This is a genomic window from Streptococcus mitis (genome assembly GCF_946188685.1).
Taxonomy (GTDB): domain Bacteria; phylum Bacillota; class Bacilli; order Lactobacillales; family Streptococcaceae; genus Streptococcus; species Streptococcus mitis_CC.
This window is the reverse complement of sequence record NZ_CAMHWH010000007.1, coordinates 61,147-85,392: the sequence shown is the minus strand read 5'-3', so window position 1 is coordinate 85,392 and position 24,246 is coordinate 61,147. Positions and strand designations below refer to the sequence as shown.

21 protein-coding genes are annotated in these 24,246 nt (G+C 42.1%); 5 read left to right on the top strand and 16 right to left on the bottom strand.

All coding sequences use genetic code 11. From position 1 onward, the window contains the following. Nucleotides 1-13 precede the first annotated feature (13 nt). The 9 genes from N8N51_RS07690 to recJ form a co-directional block, all read right to left on the bottom strand. Nucleotides 14-619 carry a nitroreductase family protein gene (locus tag N8N51_RS07690; RefSeq protein WP_045612125.1) on the bottom strand — a complete coding sequence of 202 codons (606 nt, stop codon included), beginning with the start codon at nt 617-619 and terminating at the stop codon, nt 14-16. 173 nt (nt 620-792) lie between these two features. Further along, nucleotides 793-1,647, bottom strand: coding sequence for a metallophosphoesterase family protein (locus tag N8N51_RS07685; RefSeq protein ID WP_045612127.1), 855 nt, complete (start codon nt 1,645-1,647; stop codon nt 793-795). Continuing rightward, the gene (gene uvrC / locus N8N51_RS07680; RefSeq protein WP_261103938.1) at nt 1,637-3,484 is read right to left on the bottom strand and encodes an excinuclease ABC subunit UvrC; all 1,848 of its coding nucleotides are present in this window, start codon (nt 3,482-3,484) and stop codon (nt 1,637-1,639) included. Before uvrC ends, N8N51_RS07685 begins: the two co-directional genes overlap by 11 nt. A 38-nt stretch (nt 3,485-3,522) precedes the next feature. Next, nucleotides 3,523-4,224 carry a M57 family metalloprotease gene (locus tag N8N51_RS07675; RefSeq protein ID WP_223330543.1) on the bottom strand — a complete coding sequence of 234 codons (702 nt, stop codon included), beginning with the start codon at nt 4,222-4,224 and terminating at the stop codon, nt 3,523-3,525. Nucleotides 4,225-4,302: 78 nt separating this feature from the next. Beyond that, nucleotides 4,303-5,535: an aminoacyltransferase gene (locus N8N51_RS07670; RefSeq protein ID WP_261030356.1), complete on the bottom strand. Its 1,233-nt coding sequence runs from the start codon at nt 5,533-5,535 to the stop codon at nt 4,303-4,305. A 4-nt stretch (nt 5,536-5,539) separates the two neighbouring features. Then, nucleotides 5,540-6,760: a peptidoglycan bridge formation alanyltransferase MurM gene (locus N8N51_RS07665; protein WP_261103936.1), complete on the bottom strand. Its 1,221-nt coding sequence runs from the start codon at nt 6,758-6,760 to the stop codon at nt 5,540-5,542. A gap of 133 nt (nt 6,761-6,893) precedes the next feature. After that, nucleotides 6,894-7,673, bottom strand: coding sequence for an alpha/beta hydrolase (locus tag N8N51_RS07660; RefSeq protein WP_024057563.1), 780 nt, complete (start codon nt 7,671-7,673; stop codon nt 6,894-6,896). 66 nt (nt 7,674-7,739) lie between these two features. Then, nucleotides 7,740-9,401: a ribonuclease J gene (locus tag N8N51_RS07655; RefSeq protein WP_000065614.1), complete on the bottom strand. Its 1,662-nt coding sequence runs from the start codon at nt 9,399-9,401 to the stop codon at nt 7,740-7,742. 278 nt (nt 9,402-9,679) lie between these two features. Then, a complete protein-coding gene (recJ, locus tag N8N51_RS07650; RefSeq protein WP_261103935.1) occupies nt 9,680-11,902 on the bottom strand; it encodes a single-stranded-DNA-specific exonuclease RecJ in 2,223 nt (740 codons plus the stop codon). A gap of 176 nt (nt 11,903-12,078) precedes the next feature. On the opposite strand from recJ, the gene N8N51_RS07645 reads away from it, so the two are divergent. From N8N51_RS07645 to N8N51_RS07625, 5 genes are all read left to right on the top strand, one after another. Next, nucleotides 12,079-12,837: an amino acid ABC transporter ATP-binding protein gene (locus tag N8N51_RS07645; protein ID WP_001229571.1), complete on the top strand. Its 759-nt coding sequence runs from the start codon at nt 12,079-12,081 to the stop codon at nt 12,835-12,837. Between the two features lie 10 nt (nt 12,838-12,847). After that, the gene (locus N8N51_RS07640) at nt 12,848-13,642 is read left to right on the top strand and encodes a transporter substrate-binding domain-containing protein (RefSeq protein ID WP_080998496.1); all 795 of its coding nucleotides are present in this window, start codon (nt 12,848-12,850) and stop codon (nt 13,640-13,642) included. Between the two features lie 12 nt (nt 13,643-13,654). Continuing rightward, nucleotides 13,655-14,332 carry an amino acid ABC transporter permease gene (locus tag N8N51_RS07635; RefSeq protein ID WP_000131145.1) on the top strand — a complete coding sequence of 226 codons (678 nt, stop codon included), beginning with the start codon at nt 13,655-13,657 and terminating at the stop codon, nt 14,330-14,332. A gap of 9 nt (nt 14,333-14,341) precedes the next feature. Next, a complete protein-coding gene (locus N8N51_RS07630) occupies nt 14,342-15,001 on the top strand; it encodes an amino acid ABC transporter permease (RefSeq protein ID WP_000443882.1) in 660 nt (219 codons plus the stop codon). Between the two features lie 144 nt (nt 15,002-15,145). Further along, nucleotides 15,146-16,336 (top strand): ferredoxin reductase family protein, encoded by a 1,191-nt coding sequence (locus tag N8N51_RS07625; protein WP_261103934.1) that lies wholly within the window; start codon nt 15,146-15,148, stop codon nt 16,334-16,336. Between the two features lie 96 nt (nt 16,337-16,432). Here the strand turns inward: N8N51_RS07625 and N8N51_RS07620 are convergent, their stop codons facing one another. The 7 genes from N8N51_RS07620 to pnp form a co-directional block, all read right to left on the bottom strand. Next, entirely contained in the window at nt 16,433-17,563 is a 1,131-nt protein-coding gene (locus N8N51_RS07620; RefSeq protein WP_000229952.1) for an ABC transporter ATP-binding protein, read from the bottom strand. Between the two features lie 112 nt (nt 17,564-17,675). After that, nucleotides 17,676-18,545: a helix-turn-helix domain-containing protein gene (locus tag N8N51_RS07615; RefSeq protein ID WP_045612144.1), complete on the bottom strand. Its 870-nt coding sequence runs from the start codon at nt 18,543-18,545 to the stop codon at nt 17,676-17,678. A 3-nt stretch (nt 18,546-18,548) separates the two neighbouring features. Further along, nucleotides 18,549-18,935 (bottom strand): Mini-ribonuclease 3, encoded by a 387-nt coding sequence (locus tag N8N51_RS07610; RefSeq protein ID WP_045612146.1) that lies wholly within the window; start codon nt 18,933-18,935, stop codon nt 18,549-18,551. Continuing rightward, on the bottom strand, nt 18,928-20,271 hold the full coding sequence (gene cysS / locus N8N51_RS07605; protein ID WP_261103931.1) for a cysteine--tRNA ligase: 1,344 nt from the start codon (nt 20,269-20,271) through the stop codon (nt 18,928-18,930). The genes N8N51_RS07610 and cysS overlap by 8 nt, the downstream gene beginning before the upstream one ends. A gap of 81 nt (nt 20,272-20,352) precedes the next feature. Continuing rightward, on the bottom strand, nt 20,353-21,237 hold the full coding sequence (locus tag N8N51_RS07600; protein ID WP_084929826.1) for a GNAT family N-acetyltransferase: 885 nt from the start codon (nt 21,235-21,237) through the stop codon (nt 20,353-20,355). Nucleotides 21,238-21,248: 11 nt separating this feature from the next. Then, the gene (gene cysE, locus N8N51_RS07595) at nt 21,249-21,866 is read right to left on the bottom strand and encodes a serine O-acetyltransferase (protein ID WP_000539984.1); all 618 of its coding nucleotides are present in this window, start codon (nt 21,864-21,866) and stop codon (nt 21,249-21,251) included. 15 nt (nt 21,867-21,881) lie between these two features. Then, the gene (gene pnp / locus N8N51_RS07590) at nt 21,882-24,095 is read right to left on the bottom strand and encodes a polyribonucleotide nucleotidyltransferase (RefSeq protein WP_261103929.1); all 2,214 of its coding nucleotides are present in this window, start codon (nt 24,093-24,095) and stop codon (nt 21,882-21,884) included. Nucleotides 24,096-24,246 lie beyond the last annotated feature (151 nt).

Sequence of the window (24,246 nt, the reverse complement as noted above, 5' to 3'; positions counted from 1 at the left end):
TTTTTTCTTCTTTCTATCTTTTCTCGATGATTTCATCTACTGGCAAGCGGTAGCTTGGTTCTAATTTTTCGTCTGTGTAACCCACTGTAATCAAGAGTTCTGGGCGGAAGCGGTCTTCGATTTCCAAAACTTCGTTGACTTTTGATTTGTCAAAACCAAGAATCAGATTTGATCCGATTCCTTGGTCTGTAAGAGCCAAAACCAAGTTCATAGCAACCAAACCTGCATTGAGGGCTAGGTAGTCGCTGACTTGTTGCTCACTGTAACGGGCAAATTCAGCAGGCAAATTTTTCATGAAGTATTGTAGTTGTTCTTCTGAGAAATTGTTAGCACCACCAACTCGGGCAATTTTACGGGCACGTTTGGCAAGGTCCGTATCTGTAAACAAGGCAATGGTTACAGGTGCTGATGATACCTGTTCAAAGTTTGAACCGTATGCCAATTTTGCTAGTTCGGCATTTTTCTCCCGAACGACCACAAATTTCCAAGGCTGGCTGTTGTGGGCGCTTGGCGCCAAGGTTGCAATTTCGATAGCCGTACGCACATCTTTTGGATCAACTGGCTTATCAGTGAAATGCTTAGTCGCATGACGTTTTTTATTTAATTCAAGAAATTTCATAATCTATTTCCTTTTCTAATTCTACTGCTTCCATTCTACCATAATTTGAAAGAGGTTGCAGAGATTTTTCGTAGAGACAAACTGGAACAAGGATAAGCAACTGAATGAAGAAAATCATTTAAATCAGGAATCCCCTCATCCAGTTCCAATTAATTTTCAGTTACTTAAAGAAACTAGTCTATCTTATATTCTGACTTTATAGCCTCCAAGAAATTCTTCACATCTTCTACATACCCATGCTTTTCTATTAAGCTTGCTAATAGTTCCAGATTGTGCCCCTGATAGTTGTCTTCTCGTCGTAGCTCTTCATACATTTCGATAAAAGGAAGCCCCTTGAATTTGGCCAACTCCAACTCCGCTTCATAGTCATAAGCAACTTTACGAAATAGGATATTTACCAATTCCCCATCTTCAACTTCTATCACGGCATACTGGGCACGGTGATTTTTTAACGCCTCCCAATTAAAATAGGGCATGCCAATCGACCCTGGATTGATGATTTGTTGCCCTTGACTGCCGTAACGAAGCAACTGCTTGTGGACATGACCATAGACTGCCACGTCCGTTTCCTCATCTAGCAGTTGGTCAAATTTTTCTGTATCATTCCCAACCAACAAGTCACCCCCATAATTTTTGTCAGGTAAATTATGAGAGATAGAAAAGCGCAACCCATCAACCTCTTTCTTTTCCAGCAAAGGCAAGCTTCGTAACCAGACAATCGTTGCAGGATCCATTCGCTCCATCAAAAACTGGGTCATTCGCATTGACTGGATTTCTTGTGGATGTTCCAAACCATATTCACCATCCAAGGCCTCAAGGACACAATCATCCCAATTACCTCGAACACTTGCTGTGATAGGAAGGTCCTTTAGCAGGGCTACCAAATCATTTGCACCTGGACCAGGAAGAAAAATATCTCCCATAAGCCAATATTCACTGGCTCCTTGAGTTTTAGCATCTGCAATCACTGCTTCTAAAGCCGTCGCATTTCCATGAATATCTGATAAAATTGCGATTTTATGTTTCATTGTGGTTTCCTTCCGTTTGGTAATCTACTCTTTCTTCCGCCACTTGAGCTAATTCCACTTCTTCCTGCGGGTTCAATTTTCTTTGCACAGTCTCTGCTACTGCTCTAGGCACTCCAACTTCAACAATATCATCCACACCGGCTTCCTTGATTTTGGTCAGAGACTTGAAATGCTTCATGAGATTTTGCTTGCGTTTAGGTCCCAGACCGTCAATTCCATCCAGTTGTGATGAAAAGGAATTTTTGGAGCGCAGTTGGCGGTGGAAAGTAATGGCAAAGCGGTGCACCTCATCTTGGATGCGTTGGAGGAGGAAAAATTCCTGAGAATTACGAGATAACTCCACCACCTCAAGCGGATCTCCAAAGAGCAATTCATGGGTTTGGTGCTTATCATTCTTTTGCAGACCTGCAATGGGGATATCCAAGCCCAGTTCCTCTTGAATAACTTGCTTGGCGATATTGACTTGACCTTGTCCCCCATCAATGACAATCAAATCTGGAGGAGTCAAAGCCTCACGTTGTACTCGACCATAACGTCTGCGAATAACCTCACGCATACTGGCATAGTCGTCTGGCCCGATTACGGTCTTGATTTTATACTTACGGTAATCTTTTTTACTTGGTTTGCCATTGACAAAGACCACCATGGCTGAAACAGGACTAGTTCCCATGATATTAGAGTTGTCGAAGGACTCGATACGGACTGGGGTTGGGATTTGGAGCAAGCGTCCTAGATTTTCAATAGCTCCTTGGGTCTTCTCGACAGATTTCTCTAGCAGGTTGAACTTCTGCTCTAGACTGACTCGAGCATTCTTTATAGCTAGATTGACCAGTTGTTTTTTCTCACCACGCTGGGGTTTGAGAATCTTGGTGTCTACCAATGCCTTAACTGCTTCTTCATCAATATCCTGCGGAATCAGCACCTCATTGGGAACTAGATGAGATTTTTCTTGATAGAATTGTCCCACATAGGTTAAGAAGTCCTCATCTGGATCATTATAATAAGGGAAAAGATTGACGTCTCGCTCAATAAGCTTACCCTGACGAACAAAGAAAACCTGAACACACATCCATCCCTTGTCCACATAGTAGCCAAAGACATCCCGATTTTGGAGATCCTTAGCCATGACCCGTTGCTTGGTTCGAAGTGTTCCAATAGCCTGAATCAGGTCACGGTATTCCGCCGCACGTTCAAATTCCATAGTCTGGGCTGCAGTTTCCATCTTTTTCTTGAGGTCATCGATGATTTTATCATCCTGCCCTTTCAGAAAATCAGAAACCTCCTGAGCCATAGACTTAAAATAGAACTCATCTTTCTTACAGATAGTGTGAGCCATACATTGGCCGATATGGTAGTAAAAACAAACCTTAGACGGTGGATTCGTACACTTTCGAAAAGGGAAAATCCGATCCAGTAGTCGCTTGATTTCATTGGCTGCTCCCACATCTGGATAAGGTCCAAAGTAGAGACCTCCGTCCTTTTTGACCTGACGGGTGATAATCAAACGAGGATAGCGTTCATTGGTGATTTTGATGAAAGGATAGGACTTGTCATCCTTGAGCATGATATTGTACTTGGGCTTGTTTTCCTTGATTAGGTTGATTTCCAGAAGGAGAGCCTCAATATTAGACTCAGTAACGATAAATTCAAAATCCACAATTTCAGACACCAAGGCCTCTGTTTTGGTATCATGACTTCCACGGAAATAAGACCTCACGCGGTTACGCAGATTTTTTGCCTTTCCTACATAGATAATGGTGCCGTTTTTATCCTTGTGAATGTAGCAACCAGGGCTGGTCGGCAAGAGCTCTAGTTTTGATTTAATCAAGTTATTCATAGTTCCATTATAGCAAAAAAGTAGGGAAAGATTGTTCCCTACTCATTGGTCTCATATAATTTTCGAAGGTTTGCAACATCCACTTCCTGGATACCATAAAAGGAACCCGCAGGTTGCATGACAGACTTTTCATCTGTATGGTCCAAGCCAATCGCATGACCCAACTCATGTTCTGCCGTATGGACAAGGCGCTCATAGGAATAACCATAATTTGGATTGGATAGATAATAATGATTCAGGCGCACCGTCACAGACAAGAATTGCCCCGTTAAGAGATTGGTCTGACTTTCCGCTTCTCCTGCCACAGGAGTGCCTCCGTCATTCATCTCCGTAGCCAAGATATCTGCCTTGCTGGACTCGGTGACAAGTTCAAAGTTAAAAGCACCAGTTTGATTCCAATTCTGAATCGCTTCTACATAAGCTTCTTGAAATCCTGAATCCATCTGCGGATCTAGGTAAATACGAGCAGAAGCCTGCGGCCACCTTCCTTCAGAGTGTTGGTGGCTATCTGTCTGGTTCAACTTAGGCAGTTGCCCTGTTTTTTCCCATTGGTCGATACTTTGTTGACCAATTTTTACTGACCGTTCTGCTTGCTTTAGCGCTCCTTGAAAATCTCCGTTAAGATACCAGAGAAGTCCAAAAGCAAAAGCACACAAAAGAAAAGCTATCCAAACCAGGCGCCAAAACAAACGCCACACAAAAGAAAAGAAAGCCCCTATCAAACGAAAAATCCAGCGCATGTCTCTCCACCTTTCTAGCAAATAAAGTCTATTTTACTAAAATAAGCTGAAAGAAAGCTAAAGACCAATTTTCTTATCTTAGCGTCCTAATATTTTTTTGAGTAACTGAATAGCTTTATATTTTAGGGGAGATGGATAATAACGGAAAGTTCCTGCTTTACGTACAATATAACCATTAAAATTTTGTTTAAAACGTAAAACACCATCACTACCATCAAAAATCCCTTGAATCCCTAGAAAGTTGTATTTAGGGATCCCACGTTTTATGCTTTCCAACATAACATATTTCTGAAGCAAAGCTGGTGCATAAAATTTATTAAACTCAGTATAGGAACCACTAAAAAGATAGGTCGTTTCTTGAGGCATATAAATAAATAAACTACCTGCTAAGACAAGATCTTTCTCTCCATATTTTTTAATCAACTCTCGTGCTTCTGCTTTTCGAACTTCAAAGCTTTCATACTGCCTAGCCAACTCTTTGTGTTCTTTTTTCTTTTGTGCAGAATCTGGATATTGTTCTAATAAGAGTAATGAGGTAGCTATTTTTTCAGATAATTCTTTTTGCTTATGTATTAAATTTTGTATATATTCTCCTAAATTTAGAATAGCAATTACAAACTCGGCTTTTTCTCCAAAAGAGTCATAAAAATGCTCATAATATTCTAAACTTTTATCACTATATTCTCGACGTTCAGAGGTTGTTTTTGTTATATCTTTAAAAATTGAAAGTTCTTCACGATTTAATTTTTTCAACTGAATACCAAATGTATCAGCCTTTTTCACCAAAGCTTTCCCCTTTTTACTAAAACTGTTAAGCAAGGTCTTTTCAGTTAGCTCATTCAAATCTTTACAATATAACCAATCCGGTTCTCCACCTGGGTAACCTGTTTTTAAACCATCAAATTGATAACCTAAATCAGTCAAATCTTGAATAATACTTTTTTTCTCAGCATCTATTGGATTACCTTCACCATCAAAAGTTTGATAAGTTTCATAAGGTTTTACAAGCAACTCTAATACACCATTTTGCTTGGCATATTCTTTTAACTCCGCATAAAAAACTGGGAGAGCATCTTGTTGGGTATAAATCGGCCCCGAATTGATCTCCATATGTAGACCACCCAGCATGGGCAAGCTATAAACCAGAGCTGCAACTTGAATTTCTCCTTCTTGTTTCAATGCAAGATAAACAATTCGAGCCCCTCTTTTTTCTAACAAGTCCCCCATCTGAACAGATTGCATAAAGGAACGAGAAGAAACCTGACCAGAATAAGCCTGAAACTCTTCTTTCGTGAGTGTAATTAGTGCCATATACTTACTTTCTATGTTTTTTTCTTAATGTTTTACGGAAATCAAGAGCAAGTCTTAACAGAGGATAGAGAGGATGGGTAGGCATTGTAAATTCACCCAAGTATTCTTCAATCGTTGGATTAAAATTAGCTTTAAAACGATAGAGTCCACCATCTAAAGCATTCTCGACGCCTCCTAAATTTTGCCATAAAATGCCACGTTCAAAGGAATATCGAGCTGTCTCATACCAAGTCAAAATAGGGGCTTTATATCGTTTAAAATCTTCATCCATTCCTGCGTATAGATTGACAGAAGTTTGTCCGAATTCTAAAGTCAGGGTAGCCGCTAAAGGAACTCTCGCTTGACCTGCATCCATACATTCCTGCAGGAAAGTCAATTCCTCTAACAAACGTTCTTTTTCCTTCTTCTGCGCTTCTACTTTTGAAGTTCGAGTCGACTCAGTAAAGGTCTCTTCCAAGGCTCTGTTTTTCGCTAACTGTTCTTCTAATTCTTGCGAACGTTTAGAAACATCCAAGGTTGCCAAGGTGATATAGGCCTTGTCCTTAAAATTATCTAACAATTTTTTATAATAGGCTTCATTCCTCAAATGGATATCTTTTCGCTTCTCAGTTTTTTTCATCAAAAACGAGAAAGATTCTAACAATTCATCTCTACCAATCTGAATCTCTACACCCTTATTTCGAGCGGATCGAATAGCTTGTTTTGTTGACTTGCAAAGTTTATCTTCTGTAAAATTTTCCTTGTATACTTTTGCCTGAATACGAGGCTGAATGGTATCTCCCATTCCATCGGTCTTTCCTGACCACCTTACTCCCATTCTTTGCAAATTTTCAATAATAGCCATATTTTCAGGATATTCTATTTTTTCATGCTTGATTGAACTTTGCGATAGGCAAATACTTGGGTCAAAAATCACAAAAATCGCTCTCTTGCTTCGAGCATAGGACTTAATGGATTGAAGAACAAAGTTCAAGAGTTCAGCATCCTTATAATCTAATACAGGACCTCTTGGGATATAAAACATTCTATAACCTAGAGGAAGAGTTTTAATCAAAATACTAGCTGTAGCCAGTAATTTATCTCCTCGGTAGGCGCCAAACTTTTCATGTTGCCAATCAGACTTAACCTCTTCCCAAGCACTACTTTGTAATACATTGACTAATTCATGTTCTTTAATAAACTGATCATATTCTAATGTGGGAATGCCAATTTGATAACGATACATCTCTTACTCTCTTTCCAACAATAATAGAATTTAACTACTATTCTACTATTTTTGTTTAGAAAGTCTAGTAAAAACATATTTTAGTTTCTATTCCATAGAAGACATGGTTATTGAAAGAGTAATACAAACTAAACTAGCTTAATCTCTCTTCTAATTTGAAATCGATTGGTAGGGTTGCTAAGAACCGTTCCAATTGTTTTTCCCAGTAGTACCATTCGTGAGTTCCAGCACTATGGCTATAGGTCACATCAAATCCCAGTTTTTTGAGATTTTTCACTGCGAGATTATTGGCTTCGTACAAGAAATCCTGCTCGCCACACCAAGCCCAAAGTTTGGTCTTTTTATCCGATTTTTTAGCCAGACTTTCAAGAGAATAAGGACTAGCTGTCCAGTCTTTAATCTCTCCAAAAACACCTCTCCAATAAGCTGGTGTTCCCAAATCTTGGCTCTCAGGAGAAAAATCTTGAAAGCTAAGAGCACCTGAAAAACTAGCCGCATGAGAAAAACGATTTGTAGCAAGAGCCAATTTGAAACAGCCGTAGCCTCCCATAGAGAGACCAGCGATAAAGGCCTTTTCACGCTTGCTGGTCATGTTAGGGAAGAAGCGTTTCAAAACCTGTGGCAATTCCTCTGCTAGAGCTGTGTAATAGTCAAAACCATACTGGGTATCGGTATACCAACCGTTGCTGGTATTGGGCATAACAACGATGAGATTGGTTCCTCGAAGTAAGCGTTCTACGTTGGTCCGCTTGAGCCAACTATTATGATTACCAGACATCCCGTGCAAGAGGTACAAGACTGGAATGTCTTTACAATCTGGTTCTTCCACTCGATTAGCATCAGGATAGAGGACATTCACTCCCCACTCCATATCCAAAACTTGTGAGTAATACTCGATTTTCATTACTGCCATAATTTTTCCTCTATTTTTCTATAAGAAAAAGCCGAAATTCGACTTTCTCTCCGTTTATTTCATCGCTTATTTTGCTTCCATGACTACTGGTAAAATAGCTGGACGACGCTTAGTTTGATCAAAGAGATACTTGGTCAGATTATCACGAACCTTCCCTTTAAGATCTGCCCAGTCAAAGTCATCTCCTTGAAGATAGTCTTCTACCGTCTGGTTAATCAATTCTGAACTTTCACGAAGAATATCGCGACTCTTCTTGAGATAAACAAATCCACGCGTATGAACACGAGCCTTGGCTACAATTTTCTTCTCACGACGGTTAACTGTGATTGCGACGATGAAAATTCCATCTTCTGACAAGACCTTACGGTCACGAAGAACCACATTACCAACATCACCGATGGCATTTCCGTCAATCAAAACATCCCCTGCCGAAACCGCGCCAGCTGGGACAAAGTCCCCATTCTCATAAGCCATGCTGGTTCCCTTTTTAGGGATGAAAATGCGTTCTGGCAACATCCCAACTGCCATAGCAGCCTTAGCATGGGCATCCAACTCGCGGTATTCCCCTTGAATCGGGAAGAGATACTTGGGTTGCAAGAGATTGATCATCAACTGCAAATCACGCGCATTTCCATGCCCTGACACACGCAAGCTTTGAGTGATCAGTTTGACAACTCCACCAGCTTGGTAAATCATGTTTTCCACACGCGCCATAACTGCTTCTTTGGCGATAGATGGAGTGGTTACGATATAGACCAAGTCACCGTCCTTGATTTCCACATAACGGTGGCGACCAATCGACATCTTACGAAGACCGTTGATAGGCTCACCCATACGACCTGTCTCAAGGATAATCAACTCATGGTCTTCAAAGCGAGACATATCTTTTGGCTTAATCAAAAGACTCTCATTAGCTAGAGACAATTTCTTGAGGCGAATAGCAGTACGGACAATATTTTCAATATCAAATCCTGTCAAGACCACACGACGGCCTGTTGCATCCGCAGCGTCAAACACCTGCTGGATACGAGAGAGGTTGCTGGCTACTGCTGCAACAATGATACGACCATCCCAGTCCGAAATGGTTTGAGTAATCTCGTCCCCAACTTCACTTTCGCTAGCCACTTGAATATTACTGTCCGCATTAGCTGAATCACTAAGCAAAGCTAGAACTCCGTCACGACCGATTTCTGCCAAACGAGCGAAGTCTGTTGCATAGGATTCACTAGCTGTCTGGTCAAATTTAAAGTCACCTGTATAAACGATGCTACCTTCAGCCGTCTTCAAGACCACACCCAGACTCTCTGGGATAGAGTGGGTCGTACGGAAGAAGGACACTACAGTCCCTCCAAAATCTATCTCCGTATCCTCATCAATGACATGGAAATCATTGAATTTCTTAACTGTGTCATTTCCTTTGACAAAAAGTTTGGCCAACTCAATGGTCAGCTCAGACCCAAATACAGGCACCTTGGCTTCAGCCAAGAGATAAGGCAGAGCACCAATGGCATCCGCATGGCCGTGGGTCAAGAAGACCCCAGCGATACGATCGCTATTTTCAAAAAGGTAGTCCATATTGGGAATGACCACATCCACCCCTAGTTGTTCATTTTCAGGGTATTTCAGACCTGCATCCAAAACGAAAATAGACCCATCGATTTCAGCGATATACATATTTTTCCCGTTTTCACGTACACCACCAAGTGTTGTTAAACTGATATTACTCATTTTTCCTCCGAAAGCTTAGTTTATCTTGATTATAGGGTTGCTTGCCCTCTTATTCTAAAAGCACTATTACTTTTATACTCTTCGAAAATCTCTTCAAACCACGTCAGCTTCGTCTTGCCGTACTCAAGTACAGCCTGCAGCTAGCTTCCTAGTTTGCTCTCTGATTTTCATTTAGTATTAGCCGAATCTTTTCCTACCATTATACCATTTTTTTGATGATTTTCAAAATGAAGATTTGTTTTCAAAAAAGAGCTGGTTCCCCAACTCTTTCCTATGATCTACTCTTTTTCCATTAAAAAGTCATAAATTTCTTGCACAGTGCCCAGCGCCATCATTTCTTGGTCTTTGACGGTTTGTTTGAGATTTTGGTAAATCTGACTTTCTCCGATTTCTCGCTTTGGCGCCTCTTTATTGACTGTCATGACCCCATCTTTGATCGTCACAAAGCCTAGCTCTTCAAATACTTGAATCATCTTGACTAGCAAGATTTGTTGGATATTGAGATAAGCAGCCAAATCTTTCAGCTTGTAGCGAATATCAAACTCTGGAAACTGATAGATCGTCTTGTACAATTTGGCAAACTGCTCTCTAGTCCCATAACCTGTTAGATAGTAGGCCTTTTCAATGTCATTTTTGAAATAAACAGCAGAAAAATTCTGTTCCTGAAAAATGGTCTTCAGCTGAGTAATATCCTCAGGAATGGTTTTTACAACCACAGCATCACTAGCTACTAAATCTGGTAATTCTCCAGAAAAGTCCAAGACTGGAACCCCTTCTGGCAAGACTGCATTTTTCCCACGAATGTTAAAAAGTTGAACACCCTCCACCCGCGCATCCACCATCATCAACTGCAGGGCAGTTTGCCCATTCCATTGGTTGACAGACAATTTGACTGCCAACTCTAGATTCTTGGTTTGAGAAAATTCTGTCGCCCATTTTCCTTGACCGAAGGCTACTACTTCAAAACTCGCCTCACCCTTAGAGATTTTCAGCTTGAGATGGGCATTGCCTGTCCCCATGGTACGAGCACTTTCAACCTGAAAATCCTTGACATAAAAGACAGGTTTCTGATTGTCCATGCCAAAAGGTGCCAAACGTTCAAAACTTTTGACCGTTTCCAAGCTAAGTGTCTCCAAATCTAGCTCTTCATCTAGATTTAACTTGTTCTTGCCAGCAGCATCTGCTCCTTTTTCACGGACATAATCTTCCAAAACCTGAGATAAATCTGAGAGTTTCTCAACTTCCAGCGTCATTCCTGCCGCACCAGCATGACCACCAAAGGCTATGAAGAGGTCTCTATGAGGATCCAGAGCTTCAAAAATATCGACCGCTTCCACACTACGAGCACTGCCCTTGGCACGACCGTCTTCTATATTGAGAACGATGACTGTCTGCCCTAGTTCTTCCAACAAACGACCAGCCACAATTCCTAGAACCCCAGGATTCCAACCTTCCTTAGCCAAGACTTGGACCTTCTTCTCAGGGTCCACCATGGTCTTAGCTTCTTCATAAATAGACTGGACGATTTCCTTGCGCTCTTCGTTTTTCTGGTGAATCATAAGGGCAATCTCACGCGCTTCCTCATCATCAAATCCAGTCAGCAAATCAATGGCAGGATTAGGATCATCCAAGCGACCCAAGGCATTCAAACGAGGGGCAATCTGGAAACCAACCGTTTCTTCTGTTACTTCGTTGGAAGCAATTCCAGCCATGTCCAGCATTTCTTGTAAACCAATGCGCTGAGTGTGCCCCAACATTTCCAGACCATACTGAACCAAGATACGGTTCTCATCTGTCAAACTCACCATATCTGCAATGGTACCAATAGCGACCAAATCAAGCAGTTCCACTTGCACTTCTTCTAAAAGGGCGCAAGCCAGCTTGAAGGCCACTCCACAACCAGCCAGATATTTGAAAGGATAGTCCGCATCAGGGTGTTCAGGATGGACAATGGCATAGGCATCAGGGAGGGTTTCAGGCATGGAATGGTGGTCTGTCACAATGACATCTACTCCCATAGACTGAGCCAGTTCAATGGCTTCGTGACCCGCAACTCCATTGTCCACTGTCACAATCAAGGAAATCCCTTCTTGCTCGATAAAGTATTTATAAACACTAGCATTTGGACCATAGCCATCAGTAAAACGATTGGGCAAGTAAACACGGCACTCAGCGCCAAGCTGTTCCAAACTTTCCTTCACAATCGAAGCTGAAGTCATACCATCCGCATCATAATCACCGTAAACGAGGATATTTTCCCCTTCTTCAATGGCCTGACGAATCCGTTCCACTGCCTTATCCATATCATGGAGTAGATAAGGGTCATGCAAATCCTCCAAGGAAGGTTCTAAAAACTTCTTTAGACTTTCTTGGTTCTGAATCCCTCTTTCAAATAATAAACGAGCCACCTCAGGACCCAGTCCAGCCTTCTTGGCTATCTTTGTAAAATCCGCATCTTCTACCTGCGGGGCAAACTGCCATTCATAAGTAGGTGTTATCAAAAAGACATCCACTCTTTCTAAGAATTCTATCGTTTCATTATAACATGATTTAGGCTTTTTCTCTATCCAGATTGCTTTTTTATAAAATTTTAGTGAATTTTTTCAGATATGATTTGACAAGACAAATTTTTTGGTGTAGAATCATGTTATAAAATCTAACACAAAGGAGATTCCTTATGGCTTTAGTAGAATTTGAACACGTCGAAAAATATTATGGAGACTATCACGCACTCCGCGACATCAATCTCCGTTTTGAAAAAGGGCAAGTCGTTGTCCTACTCGGACCATCTGGTTCTGGGAAATCCACTCTTATCCGTACCATCAATGGTTTAGAGGCTGTCGACAAGGGAAGTCTTCTAGTCAATGGCCACCAAGTTGCTGGTGCCAGCCAGAAAGATTTAGTTCCTCTTCGCAAAGAAGTCGGCATGGTTTTCCAGCATTTTAACCTCTACCCTCACAAAACAGTGTTAGAAAACGTAACACTCGCACCCATAAAAGTTCTAGGAATTGATAAAAAAGAAGCTGAAAAAACAGCTCAAAAATATCTTGAATTTGTAAATATGTGGGACAAGAAAGATTCATATCCAGCTATGCTTTCTGGTGGACAAAAACAACGGATTGCCATCGCACGCGGACTCGCCATGCATCCGGAACTTCTCCTCTTTGATGAACCAACATCTGCTCTTGACCCTGAAACCATCGGCGATGTTCTAGCAGTTATGCAAAAATTGGCCCACGAGGGTATGAATATGATTGTCGTCACCCATGAAATGGGCTTTGCCCGTGAAGTTGCTGACCGCATCATCTTTATGGCTGACGGAGAAGTGTTGGTAGATACGACAGATGTCGATGACTTTTTCGACAATCCAAGCGAACCTCGTGCCCAACAATTCCTCAGCAAGATCATCAACCACGAAAGTGACAAAGTCAAATAAGGAGGCGCCTATGAAAAAGAAATTCTTTTTATCCGCATTATTGATTAGCCTTTTTGGCCTTGCTGCTACAAAACCAGTGCAGGCTGATACCAGTGTCGCAGATATTCAAAAAAGAGGCGAACTGGTTGTCGGTGTCAAACAAGACGTTCCCAATTTTGGCTACAAGGATCCCAAGACAGGGACCTATTCTGGTATCGAAACGGACTTGGCCAAGATGGTAGCTGATGAACTCAAGGTCAAGATTCGCTATGTGCCGGTTACAGCACAAACCCGTGGCCCCCTTCTAGACAACGAACAGGTCGATATGGATATCGCGACCTTTACCATCACAGACGAACGCAAAAAACTCTACAACTTTACCAGCCCTTACTACACGGACGCTTCTGGCTTTTTGGTCAATAAGTCTGCCAAAATCAAAAGCATTGAGGACTTAAACGGAAAAACTATCGGGGTTGCTCAAGGTTCCATTACCCAACGCCTGATTACTGAACTGGGTAAAAAGAAAGGTCTGACCTTTAAATTCGTCGAACTTGGTTCCTACCCAGAATTGATTACTTCCTTACACGCTCAACGTATTGATGCCTTTTCCGTTGACCGCTCGATTCTGTCTGGCTACATCAGCAAACGCACAGTACTACTAGATGATAGTTTCAAGCCATCTGACTACGGTATCGTTACCAAGAAATCAAATACCGAGCTCAACGACTATCTCGATAACTTGGTTACTAAATGGAGCAAGGATGGCAGTTTGCAAAAACTTTATGACCGTTACAAGCTGAAACCATCCAGCCATACTGCAGATTAAGGAGGACACCCCATGACAGATTTATCATCTTGGACAGCCTATTTTCAGGATTTTGGACAATTTTTCAATGGTTTCCTCTTCACCCTTGCCCTAGCGATTGGATCCTTTATCCTCGCCATGGTTTTGGGCATCTTCTTTGGAGCCATGTCAACCAGCAAACGTCCAATTTTGCGCATTTTAGCTCGCATCTTTGTCGAGTTTTACCAAAACACTCCCCTCTTGGTGCAGTTTGTTATCGTTTTTTATGGCCTACCTCTTATCAGTGACCACACCATCATGATTCCGATTTATTGGACAGCTGTTCTCTGTGTAGGGCTCTATCACGGTGCCTATATCGCTGAAGTTATTCGTTCAGGTATTCAGTCTATTCCTAGCGGTCAGATGGAGGCCGCCTTGTCGCAAGGTTTTACCTATATCAGCGCCATGCGCTTGATTATCTTGCCTCAGGCTTTCCGTATCATTCTCCCTCCTTTGACCAACCAAATCGTCAACCTCATCAAGAATACCTCCACAGTCGCTATCATTTCTGGTGTAGACTTGATGTTTGTGACCAAGTCTTGGTCGGCTCTTAACGGAAACTATATCCCAGCCTTTCTAGGTGCTGCCCTTCTCTACTTTTCTCTTTGCTTTCCTGTTGCCCAGTTTGGTCGGAAGATGGAGCAAGCCAACAAAAAAGCCTATTCACTTTAGGAGGTTACTATGGAATCCATTTTAGAAGTTTTGACCCCAGATAACCTAGTATTTATCTTTAAAGGATTTGGCTTGACCCTCTACATTTCTCTGATTGCCATCGTCCTCGCTACACTTATCGGTACAGTTCTAGCAGTCATGAGAAATGGGAAAAATCCTATCTTGCGCATCATTTCCAGCATTTACATCGAGTTTGTGCGTAACGTTCCCAACCTCCTCTGGATTTTCACCATCTTTTTGGTTTTCAAGATGAAATCCACACCAGCAGGAATCACTGCATTTACCCTCTTTACCTCAGCAGCCTTGGCTGAGATTATCCGAGGCGGTCTCAATGCCGTGGACAAGGGACAGTACGAAGCAGGAATGTCGCAAGGATTTACCTCAGCCCAAATCCTCTACCACATCATTCTCCCGCAAGCCATTCGCAAAATGTTGCCAGCCATCATTTCTCAGTTTGTAACCGTAATTAAGGATACCAGTCTTCTCTACTCTGTTATCGCCCTACAAGAACTCTTTGGAGCAAGCCAAATTCTCATGGGCCGTTATTTCGAACCAGAGCAGGTCTTCAGTCTTTACATCCTGATTGCCCTCATCTACTTCAGCTTTAACCTAGCCATTTCTAGCCTGTCTCATATGCTAGCAAAACGCTGGCAACAAGCTGCAGAATAATAAATTAGCTCTCCAGTTCAATTGGAGAGTTTTTTGATGAGAGTAGATATTTATAGAACTCAATTTGACACCATACTTTTTCTATGATAAAATGTAACAAATTTATTTACAACAAATCAAAATCTAAATGAAATGGAATTTTCTATGAAATCAATCAAAGGAATACTCTTTATCATAGCTAGTTTTATCTTGACTCTTTTTGCTTGGATGAACACTTCTCCCCAATTCACTATTCCAGGACTAGCTTTAACAAGCCTATCTCTGACTTTTATCCTCGCCACTCGTCTCCCCCTACTAGAAAACTGGTTTCACGGTTTGGAGAAGGTCTACACTGTCCACAAATTCACAGCCTTTCTCTCAATCATTCTATTAATCTTTCATAACTTTAGTATGGGCGGTTTGTGGGGCTCTCGTTTAGCTGCTCAGTTTGGCAATCTTGCCATCTATATCTTTGTCAGTATCATCCTTGTCGCCTATTTAGGCAAATACATCCAATACGAAGCTTGGAGATGGATTCACCGTTTGGTTTACCTAGCCTATATTTTCGGACTCTTTCATGTCTACATGATGATGGGTAATCGTCTCCTTACATTTAATCTTCTAAGTTTTGTTGTTGATAGCTATGCCCTTTTAGGCTTACTAGCTGGTTTTTATATCATTTTTCTATATCAAAAGATTGGCTTCCCCTATCTAGGGAAAATTACCAATCTCAAACGCTTAAATCACGATACTAGAGAAATTCAAATCCATCTTAGCAGACCTTTCAACTATCAAGCAGGACAATTTGCCTTTCTAAAGATTTTCCAAAAAGGCTTTGAAAGTGCTCCTCATCCCTTTTCTATCTCAGGAGGTCATGGTCAAACTCTTTACTTTACTGTTAAAAATTCAGGTGACCATACCAAGAATATCTATGACAATCTTCAATTCGGCAGCAAAGTAAGCGTAGACAGAGCTTACGGACACATGATCATAGAAGAAGGAAGAAAAAATCAGATTTGGATTGCTGGAGGCATTGGGATCACCCCCTTTATCTCTTACATCCGTGAACATCCTATTTTGGATAAACAGGTTCACTTCTACTATAGCTTCCGTGGAGATGAAAATGCAGTCTACCTAGATTTGCTTCGTGACTATGATCAGAAAAACCCTAATTTTGAACTCCATCTAGTAGACAGTAGGAAAGACGGCTATCTTAATTTTGATCAAGAAGAAGTGCCCAAACATGCAAGCGTCTATATGTGTGGTCCTCTTTCTATGATGAACTCACTTGCCAAACAGATTAAGAAACAAAATCCAAAAACAGAGCTTATTTACGAAGGATTCAGGTTTAAATAACCACTCATACTCTCCTGGAATATCCCAGGAGTTTTTTCTACGCAATCTCAAAAAAACACTGCCAGATTTCTAGCAGTGTTTTGAGTTTCATTTATCTTAGTAGACTGTTTTTTCAGTTTCTACATCGAAGAAGTGTGCTTTGTTCAAGTCAAATCCAAGTTCAACTGTTGCACCTGTTTGCAAGTAGTCACGAGCATCAACTTTGGCAACAAATTCATCTTTACCAACTTGGCAGTAAAGGTGAGATTCTGAACCAAGCAATTCTGATACAGAGATAGTAGCTTTGACAACTGATTCTGGGAATGTTTCAAGGAAAGCAGGTTCTGCATTCACGTCTTCTGGACGGATACCGAAGATCAATTCTTTACCTTCGTAGCCTTTTTCACGAAGAACTTTCAATGCTCCTTCTGGCACTTTCAAACGGAAACCGTCAGAAACAATTTCGCTACCTACCAATTTCACGTTGATGAAGTTCATAGCTGGGCTTCCGATGAATCCTGCTACGAATTTGTTAACTGGGTTTTTGTAAACTTCTTGAGGAGTACCGATTTGTTCTACACGTCCGATAGTACCTGTACCAGCAGGGTTCTTAGTTGCTGACATGATAACGATACGGTCTGCAAGTGTCATCGCTTCTGTTTGGTCGTGAGTTACGTAGATAGTTGTAGCTCCGATACGACGGTGGATTTTCGCAATTTCAGCACGCATAGATACACGAAGTTTTGCATCCAAGTTTGACAAAGGTTCGTCCATCAAGAACACTTTTGCATCACGTACGATGGCACGACCCATGGCAACACGTTGACGTTGACCACCTGAAAGGTCAGCAGGTTTACGTTCCAAGAATTCTTTCAATCCAAGGATTTCAGCTGCTTCTTGCACACGTTTGTCGATGTCTTCCTTGCTATATTTACGCAATTTCAAACCGAAAGCCATGTTATCGTATACAGTCATGTGTGGGTAAAGAGCGTAGTTTTGGAATACCATGGCAATGTCACGGTCTTTTGGAGCTACGTCGTTAACAACCACGCCATCGATAGATGCAGTACCTTCTGTGATATCTTCAAGACCAGCAATCATACGAAGAGTTGTTGATTTACCACATCCTGAAGGACCTACGAAAACGATAAATTCTTTGTCTTTAATGTCCAAGTTGAAGTCTTCAACTGAATAGTGTTCGCTGTTTGGATATTTTTTGTAAATATTTTTAAGATTCAATTCTACCATGAGGTGAACTCCTTTTGTCTTTTGATAGTTTTATTATAGATGAAAACGCTTTACTTTTCTATGGCAAGGTGACCAAAAAAATAAAAAAGTTCTGTGCAACTTGCACAAAACTTTAGAGAATATCTGGTAAAATCAATTGATAACACAGGGTTAGGTCGGTCAATTCCTTCAACTGAAGGCCTGTCAATTCTTCCCATTTATCAATCTTGTATTGGAGAGAATTGCGGTGCAGATAGAGCTGCTGGGCTGTTTTAGTGAGAACGGCACTATTTTCCCAAAGGGAGAGAATGATTTCCTGAATCTGATCCTGATCCAAAATCATCTGGTGTAGACATTCCTTGATTGCCTTCAAGTCCACGAGTCTTTCTCCCATACTCCAAAGATAGAGCTGAGAAAAAGTATAAACACCTTGGTGACCCTGACGCCACCAAGTCTTGAACAAATCCCGCTCCGCTTTGATTAAGTCTGATAGGGCTTGATTTCCTGTCTGAGACCAAACCTGTCCTAACATGATAGAGAGACGCAGTCCAAAGTCATACTCAACCGCTTCAATCGTATCACTTAAAATAGCTCGTACAGAAGTGTATTTATCTTGTTGAAGTACGAAAACATAATCCTGAGCTCCGACCTGAATCACCGTCTGACAGTTGGGAAAAAGAGTCCGCATCATATCTAGCCAAGAAGCTAGATTTTCCTGCTGAAAATAGGAAAGATGACAATAAACCAACTGAATCTTTTTAAAAGTTTTCGGCGCCTGTCCCTTCCCCTCAATCAGATAGGGATACCAAGGATTGAGCGAAATAGTTTGCTCCTGTTTGGTTAAGAGAGCCACCAGTTGTTTTTCACGTTCGCTAAGACTAGCTTCCTCCAGCAAAATCCACTGGTGAGAAGCTAAAGGGAGAGTGAGAAAGCCCTCTTTCTCTACTGGTTGGTCTGAAATCTGAGCTTCAGGAAACCAGTCTTGTAGTTCTTTTGCCATCATGCCCTAGCCCTCCACTTTTTGGATACACCAGGAAATCAAGCTCTCAAGACGTTCCAGATTTTCAGTCATATGGAGATAGCCCATCACTGCTTCAAAACCTGTGGACATACGGTAAGTTACCACATCAGCATTTTTGGCCTTGGTGTGGCTATTGGTATTGCGACCACGTTTGTAGATTTCTTCTTCTTTTTCCGTCAGGACATGCTCCTCCAACATAAGAGAAATCAGGCGAGCCTGAGCTTTAGCCGACACATACTTGGTCGCTTCTTGGTGAAGTTTATTGGGCTTGGTCATGCCTTTGAGGATGAGGTGACGACGAATATACATAGAATACACCGCGTCCCCCTCAAAAGCTAACGCAATCCCGTTAATGAGATTGACATCAATCACGTGTCCACCTCACTCCATCCTTGGTGTCAAGGAGCTTAATTCCTTGAGCAGCCAATTGGTCACGGATCTGGTCCGCTGTCGCAAAGTCACGATTGGCACGCGCTTCTTGGCGTTTTTGAATCAAGGATTCTATCTCTGCATCCAAAACTTCCTCGACAAAGACAATTCCAAAGACTTCCAACATATCTGCAAGAGCTTCCTTAACACTTGTATCATAGTTGCCTGAGTTGATCCATTTGGCCATTTCAAAGACTACTGTGATACCGTTGGCAGAGTTGAAATCTTCATCCATAGCTGCTATAAACTTGTCTTTAAAAGCCTGTAACTCTTGAGCATCTACAATCCCAGAAAATGGTTGTTCGTAAGTGTTCTTTAGATACTTGAGATTGGTCTCCGCATCCCGCACTGCCTTTTCCGTAAAGTTGATAGGCTTACGGTAATGTTGAGTCGCAAAGAAGAAACGAAGTACTTGCCCATCGAGCGTTTTGAGAGCATCGTGCACTGTGATAAAGTTACCCAAGGACTTGGACATCTTGACATTATCGATATTGACAAATCCATTGTGCATCCAGTAGTTAGCAAAGGTCTTACCTGTTTTGGCTTCTGACTGGGCAATTTCATTGGTATGATGAGGAAACTCGAGGTCGGCTCCGCCACCGTGGATATCGATGGTATCGCCCAAAATCTCTGTTGACATGACCGAACACTCAATATGCCAGCCCGGACGACCAGGTCCCCAAGGACTATCCCAAGAAATCTCGCCTGGCTTGGCAGCTTTCCATAGGGCAAAGTCTACAGGATTTTCCTTACGAGCCGTTTCTTCATCGGTACGACCTGAAGCCCCTAGTTCCAAATCTTCCAAGGTTTTATTGGCCAACTGGGCATAGTTATGAGATTTTTCCACACGGAAATAGACATCTCCTTGACTCTCGTAGGCAAAGCCTTTTCCAATCAAGTCTTCCACAAAGCGGATGATGTCAGCCATAAACTCCACCACACGCGGATGGCGAGTCGCAGGTTTGACGCCCAAGGCCGTCACATCCTCACGAAAGGCAACGATGTACTTGTCCGCAACCTCCTGAGGCGTGATCCCTTCTTCCTTGGCACGGTTGATAATCTTATCATCCACATCTGTGAAATTGGAAATATAGGCAACCTCATACCCACGGTACTCAAAATAACGTCGAATCGTATCAAAAGCCACCGTTGAACGGGCATTCCCCACGTGGATATAGTTATACACGGTTGGCCCACAAACATACATCTTGACCTTGCCGTCCTCAATCGGGACAAATTCTCGCAAATCACGAGACATAGTGTCATAGATTTTAATCATAAATCATAGTCAGGAAATCCAAAATCCAAGAACAATTAGTTTCATCACTAAGAGTTCAATTGAATTTCAGTCCGAATGTCTCTACACTTCGGAATCCCTTGCTCCTTTCGCATTCAGATAAACCACTTGGGTTTGTTTGACAAAGCCAATCTTTTCATATAAGCGCTTGGCACCTACATTGCTATCTTCCACTGCAATCTGAAATTCCTTATCATTTTGCTCAATTAGTTGGTTGACAAGGGATTTTGCTAAGTAGCTTCCATAGCCTTTCCCACGTTCAGGTTCAGATATTGCTAAACCGTAGAAGTAATTCGTATTAGTCGATAAATCTACCGTGCAAGTTCCAATAACCTGACCGTCTTTTAACAAAATATATAAGCGACTTTCTGGATCCTTCAGAGCTTCAGCGACATATCTATCAACAATCTCTCTAGACTCATGTTCCTCTGAGAATGCCTGAAATTTTAACTGACTAATTTGCTCCTGATACGAACTATCTGCTAACAAAACTTCAAGATTAGAAAAATTTGCTAACTGATAAGGTTTTCTATCCTTACCTAACCAAGTTTCTGTATCCTCGTCCTCGACCAATCCCCAGTTGCTGGCAAAATCAGGATGACGTTCTAGAAAAATACGTTCTGTCTGAAAAGTCACTGAACGAATAGAGAAAGAAGCCGTTTCTTTCTCAAAACTAGTAAACAATGCACGCGCAATTCCCTGATGGCGATGATCTGGATGAACCAGTATCGTCACTTCCACATCTTGGTCATCAGCATAGACAGTTAAGAGACCAACAAGTTCGCCTTTTTCATAATAAAGGAAAAAGGCGGGCATGTTTGGGTCAAAATTAAGCATGTTAGAAAGATAGGGATCACGATAGGTACCGTCATAGTTTTGGCAATAGTTAATTAGTTTTTTCGCCTCAGATAGCTCCTCTTGGCTTAACTTGTTTCTTGCTTGAATCATATAGGTACCCTCTACAAACCAGACGATCTGTGACTGGCATCTTTAGATTGCTCGAGTTTATTGACGTAGTACTCTCGTTTTTCTTCGACTTCGTGGATCGTCGGTTCATCCTTCTGTCCATGAACTCGGACAATCTTAGCCGGAATACCGACAACCGTCACATCACTAGGTACGTCTGCCACGACAACTGCTGCTGCACCGACCTTGGCATTTTCACCAATTTCCACTGGTCCAATGACTTGGGCATGAGCGGATATTAAAGCTCCTTTTCGCACGGTTGGATGGCGTTTGCCACAGTCTTTTCCTGTCCCACCAAGAGTTACTCCGTGGTAAAGCATAACACCTTTTTCAACAATCGCAGTCTCTCCGATAACCAGGCCTGAACCATGGTCAATAAAGACTCCAGAGTCGATTTGAGCACCTGGATGAATCTCAATCTGAGTCCAAAAGCGCCAAAACTGACTGTGCATACGAGCCAGGAGTTTGAAGCCATGCTTCCAGAGAAAATGCGAAAGACGGTGGGCCGCCAAGGCCTTGACACCTGGATAAGTCAGTAAAACCTCCAAAGTGGTGCGGGCCGCTGGATCATTTTCTTTTACGATATCAATGGTTTCGCGCCACCATCCCATACATTTCTCCTTTTCTTATTCTGAATCTTTTGGTGTTTCTGTAAATTCTTTCTTAGGTTTGTGGTCCTTGTGATGACGTGGGCGGTGAGGTCTCTCAGACTTTTCGCCTTTTTCATCACGTTCAGGTTTTGGAGGACGAGGAAGAAGGGCTTTCATAGAAGCATCCACACGTCCTTTTTCATCAATCTTGATAACCTTAACATCAACTTCATCCCCGATTGCTACCAAGTCTTCGACATTATTGGTACGCGTCCAAGCCATCTCAGAGATATGAACAAGGGCATCTGTCTTATCAAAGAGGTTAACAAAGGCACCAAATTTCTCGATACGAACGACTTTAGCACGGTAAACTTCATCCACTTTGGCTTCACGGACCAAACCAGCAATAATTTCTTTAGCACGATTGATGGCATCTTGGTCGCTAGAGTAGATAGATACATTTCCTTCTTCATCGATATCAATCTTAACGCCTGTTTCAGCGATAATCTTGTCGATGGTTTCTCCACCCTTACCGATGACAATCTTAATCTTGTCCACATCAATCTTGATGGTATCAATTTTCGGAGCAGTTGGAGCCAATTCTGGACGAACTTCTGGAATGGTTGCTTCAATCACATCAAGGATTTCAAAACGGGCTTTCTTGGCTTGAGCAAGAGCCTCAGTCAAGATTTCTGCAGTAATCCCTTGAATCTTGATATCCATTTGAAGGGCTGTAATCCCGTCACGAGTACCCGCAACCTTGAAGTCCATGTCTCCAAAGTGGTCTTCCAAACCTTGGATATCTGTCAAGACAGTGTAGTTGTTTCCATCTGAGATAAGTCCCATGGCAATACCAGCTACTGGCGCCTTGATTGGCACACCACCAGCCATAAGGGCAAGAGTTCCAGCACAGATAGAAGCCTGAGAAGAAGAACCGTTTGATTCCAAGACTTCTGCTACCAAACGGATAGCATATGGGAATTCTTCCAAACTTGGCAAGACTTGAGCAAGAGCACGCTCACCAAGAGCACCGTGACCGATTTCACGACGACCTGGTGCACCGTAACGACCAGTTTCCCCAACAGAGTATTGTGGGAAGTTATAGTGGTGCATAAAGCGTTTCTTGTACTCTGGATCCAAACCATCAATGATTTGAGTTTCACCCATCGGAGCCAAGGTCAAGACTGAAAGAGCCTGAGTTTGCCCACGAGTAAAGAGACCAGAGCCGTGCACACGAGGAAGGAAGTCAACAACCGCATCCAAAGGACGGATTTCATCGACCTTACGACTGTCAGGACGCACCTTGTCTTCTGTAATCAAACGGCGCACTTCAGCGTGTTCCATTTGTTCCAAAATTTCAGCCACATCACGCATGATACGGTCAAATTCTTCGTGGTCTGCATATTTTTCTTCGTAAACGGCTGTGACTTGATCTTTAACTGCTTGAGTTGCAGCTTCACGGGCCAATTTTTCTTCTACTTGAACCGCTTTTTGGAGGTCGCTGTTGTAGGCTGAGATGATTTCTGCCTGCAATTCAGCATCCACATGAAGCAATTCCACTTCTGCTTTTTCCTTACCGACAGCAGCAACGATTTCTTCTTGGAAGGCAATCAATTCTTTGACCGCTTCGTGCCCTTTAAGGAGCGCTTCCAACATGATTTCTTCTGACAATTCTTTAGCACCAGACTCTACCATGTTGATGGCGTGTTTGGTACCAGCTACTGTCAATTCAAGGAGAGATTGCTCTGCTTGTTCTTGACTAGGGTTGATGATGATTTGGCCATCTACATATCCCACTTGTACCCCAGCAATTGGTCCGTCAAATGGGATATCTGAAATAGAGAGTGCCAAGGATGAACCAAACATAGCAGCCATTGGTGCAGATGCATTTTCATCGTAAGAAAGGACAGTGTTAATCACTTGCACTTCATTACGGAAACCTTCCGCAAACATAGGACGGATTGGACGGTCAATCAAACGCGCTGTCAAAGTCGCATCCGTTGAAGGACGTCCTTCACGTTTCATAAAGCCACCAGGAAACTTCCCAGCCGCATACATTTTTTCTTCGTAGTTGACTTGAAGAGGGAAGAAATCTCCAGTTGCCATTTTCTTAGACATAACGGCTGCAGTCAAGACAGTTGACTCACCGTAACGCACGACAACTGCGCCATTTGCTTGCTTAGCAACCTGACCAGTCTCTACGATTAACTCACGACCCGCAAAAGTCGTTTGAAACACTTGTTTTGTCATTTTAATCCCCTTTGGATTGATGAAATTATACGCCTTGCCTACAAAGATCAAGATACTAAGCCGTCAAGCAACTCAAAGGAAAATAGGAAATCTAACGACGGAGCGACTGCTCCTAGGCAGATTTATCTTTTTCCACAGAGTTGTAGGCGTG

Excerpts from the sequence above, each read along its gene's own strand:
- N8N51_RS07630 (WP_000443882.1), top strand. The coding sequence starts at position 14,342 with ATGGAATCCATTTTAGAAGTTTTGACCCCAGATAACCTAGTATTTATC.
- N8N51_RS07645 (WP_001229571.1), top strand. The coding sequence starts at position 12,079 with ATGGCTTTAGTAGAATTTGAACACGTCGAAAAATATTATGGAGACTAT.
- N8N51_RS07635 (WP_000131145.1), top strand. The coding sequence starts at position 13,655 with ATGACAGATTTATCATCTTGGACAGCCTATTTTCAGGATTTTGGACAA.
- pnp (WP_261103929.1), bottom strand. The coding sequence starts at position 24,095 with ATGACAAAACAAGTGTTTCAAACGACTTTTGCGGGTCGTGAGTTAATC.
- cysE (WP_000539984.1), bottom strand. The coding sequence starts at position 21,866 with ATGGGATGGTGGCGCGAAACCATTGATATCGTAAAAGAAAATGATCCA.
- N8N51_RS07665 (WP_261103936.1), bottom strand. The coding sequence starts at position 6,760 with ATGTATCGTTATCAAATTGGCATTCCCACATTAGAATATGATCAGTTT.
- cysS (WP_261103931.1), bottom strand. The coding sequence starts at position 20,271 with ATGATTAAAATCTATGACACTATGTCTCGTGATTTGCGAGAATTTGTC.
- N8N51_RS07670 (WP_261030356.1), bottom strand. The coding sequence starts at position 5,535 with ATGGCACTAATTACACTCACGAAAGAAGAGTTTCAGGCTTATTCTGGT.
- N8N51_RS07690 (WP_045612125.1), bottom strand. The coding sequence starts at position 619 with ATGAAATTTCTTGAATTAAATAAAAAACGTCATGCGACTAAGCATTTC.
- N8N51_RS07660 (WP_024057563.1), bottom strand. The coding sequence starts at position 7,673 with ATGGCAGTAATGAAAATCGAGTATTACTCACAAGTTTTGGATATGGAG.
- N8N51_RS07685 (WP_045612127.1), bottom strand. The coding sequence starts at position 1,647 with ATGAAACATAAAATCGCAATTTTATCAGATATTCATGGAAATGCGACG.
- N8N51_RS07675 (WP_223330543.1), bottom strand. The coding sequence starts at position 4,224 with ATGCGCTGGATTTTTCGTTTGATAGGGGCTTTCTTTTCTTTTGTGTGG.
- N8N51_RS07620 (WP_000229952.1), bottom strand. The coding sequence starts at position 17,563 with ATGGTAGAATTGAATCTTAAAAATATTTACAAAAAATATCCAAACAGC.
- N8N51_RS07600 (WP_084929826.1), bottom strand. The coding sequence starts at position 21,237 with ATGATTCAAGCAAGAAACAAGTTAAGCCAAGAGGAGCTATCTGAGGCG.
- N8N51_RS07640 (WP_080998496.1), top strand. The coding sequence starts at position 12,848 with ATGAAAAAGAAATTCTTTTTATCCGCATTATTGATTAGCCTTTTTGGC.
- N8N51_RS07625 (WP_261103934.1), top strand. The coding sequence starts at position 15,146 with ATGAAATCAATCAAAGGAATACTCTTTATCATAGCTAGTTTTATCTTG.
- N8N51_RS07615 (WP_045612144.1), bottom strand. The coding sequence starts at position 18,545 with ATGATGGCAAAAGAACTACAAGACTGGTTTCCTGAAGCTCAGATTTCA.
- uvrC (WP_261103938.1), bottom strand. The coding sequence starts at position 3,484 with ATGAATAACTTGATTAAATCAAAACTAGAGCTCTTGCCGACCAGCCCT.
- N8N51_RS07655 (WP_000065614.1), bottom strand. The coding sequence starts at position 9,401 with ATGAGTAATATCAGTTTAACAACACTTGGTGGTGTACGTGAAAACGGG.